Source organism: Acinetobacter sp. A47 (assembly GCF_000805455.1).
GTDB lineage: Bacteria > Pseudomonadota > Gammaproteobacteria > Pseudomonadales > Moraxellaceae > Acinetobacter.
Genome location: NZ_JSUS01000054.1, coordinates 1 through 1,462 on the forward strand (window position 1 = coordinate 1; position 1,462 = coordinate 1,462).

At 47.4% G+C, this 1,462-nt stretch carries 1 protein-coding gene; it reads left to right on the top strand.

Annotation, left to right across the window (positions count from 1 at the left end; genetic code table 11):
• Positions 1-1,462: non-ribosomal peptide synthetase (locus OC23_RS12165; RefSeq protein WP_038345119.1), on the top strand; the 1,462-nt coding region annotated here is incomplete at both ends.

The window sequence follows — 1,462 nt, forward strand, 5'->3', positions numbered from 1 at the left end:
CTGGTTATCCGGTAGAGCGCCTGGCCTATATTATGGAAGATGCCTCTCCAAGATTATTACTGGCTGATGCGACGGGTATAGATGTGCTGAAGAGTTCATCGGTACCGGTGGTATTACTGCAGGATGCTTTTGAACAGGCCTCTGCATATTCTGAAGAGAATCTGCTACCGGCAGAGATTGGTTTAAACAGCCGTCATCTTGCTTATGTGATTTATACCTCAGGTTCTACAGGTAACCCGAAAGGGGTGATGGTTGAACATCAGCAGGTAACAAATTTATGTTTAACTCAAAGTGATCTTTTTAATATTAAAGAGAATGATCGGGTTCTGCAGTTTGCATCAATTAGTTTTGATGCCAGTGTATCTGAAGTTAGTACGGCATTATGCAATGGGGCGGCGTTAGTTATTATCTCTGATATACAACGTCAGGACCTAGATCAACTTGCAGACTTTATGAACAGACATAAAGTGACTCATGCAACGTTCCCTCCAGCATTATTTGGACAACAATATCCAGATATTTTTAAAACACTTAAGGTGGCGATTTTTGCTGGTGAATCCCCGAGCATCAATTTATTACAAGGTGCAGTTGAGAAAGTCACAGTATTTAATGCTTATGGACCTACAGAAGGGACAGTTTGTGCAACTGCCTTAAAGTATGAGGATGGTAGTGTAAATATAGGCAAGCCGATAGCCAATACGAAGATATACCTACTGGATCCGCAAGGTAATCCGGTACCGGTTGGTGTTACAGGCGAGTTATATATTGGTGGTGTACAGGTTGCGCGAGGTTACCTGAACCGGCCAGAGCTTACAGCCGAGCGTTTCCTTCCGGATCCGTTTAGTACCGAGGCTGAAGCCAGAATGTATCGCACAGGGGATACTGCACGCTGGCTAGCAGACGGGAATATCGAATATCTGGGCCGTAATGATGATCAGGTGAAGATCCGTGGATTCCGGATTGAGCTGGGAGAGATTGAGATACAGCTTTCAGGCCACCCGGCTGTGAAAGAGGCGGTTGTACAGGTCCGTGGAGAAGATGAAGGCCGTCATCTTGTTGCGTGGTGGATAGCAGATTCAGCGGAGGCAGAGGTTGATGCTTCAGGGCTACATGCCTGGTTGGCACGTGAGTTACCGGACTATATGGTACCGAGAAGTTATGTGCGTCTGGACAGTTTCCCGCTGACACCAAATGGCAAGCTGGACAAACGTGGTTTACCGATGCCGACAGAAGACAGCCTGATTCGTGGTCTATATGAGGCTCCGAAGGGTGAGGTAGAGGAGCTACTGGCGAAGCACTGGTGTGAACTGCTTGGAATCGAGCAGGTGAGTCGTAATGACAGCTTCTTCATGCTGGGCGGTAACTCGTTACTGGCAGTGCGTCTGGTGAGCCGTTTAAGAAGTGCCGGTTATACGCTTGGCTTACAGGATATCTTTGCCAGCCCATGTCTGGTGGATATGGC